General features: G+C 37.5%; 1 pseudogene. It reads left to right on the top strand.

The features are described from left to right. Positions 1–347 (top strand): annotated as a pseudogene (locus tag ACFINC_RS10945) (autotransporter outer membrane beta-barrel domain-containing protein); the annotation flags it as partial.

Here is a 347-nt window from a genome sequence, read left to right as displayed (position 1 = left end):
AAATTCTATGGATCGTGTAAAAAGAGAGGAGATCAATAACTCTTTTTCAGGAACTGATCGTGCTGGCTCTAGTGTACATTATGCAGTATTAAAACATGAAATGGATAATACACATGCCCAAGCCATGGCAAATCAATATCCTCAAAATACACAATTTATAGTGGGTGCCAACGCACAACTTAACCAAGTGAAAATAAAACGGAGTGCCTTACAAGGACAAAATAATACTGCTACAAAGGTTTTACAAAATACATCGCATAAAGAGAATAAGCGCTCTGTGATTGATTCCAGCACAAACTCAAAACGCGCCAGTGATAAATTATCGGCTGATGCCATTTCGCAATACA

The sequence above is a fragment of the Bartonella sp. AP58NXGY genome (genome assembly GCF_042195785.1).
In the GTDB taxonomy this organism is placed as follows: domain Bacteria; phylum Pseudomonadota; class Alphaproteobacteria; order Rhizobiales; family Rhizobiaceae; genus Bartonella.
The sequence above is the reverse complement of the archived record's forward strand: the minus strand, read 5'-3'. Positions and strand labels throughout refer to the sequence as shown.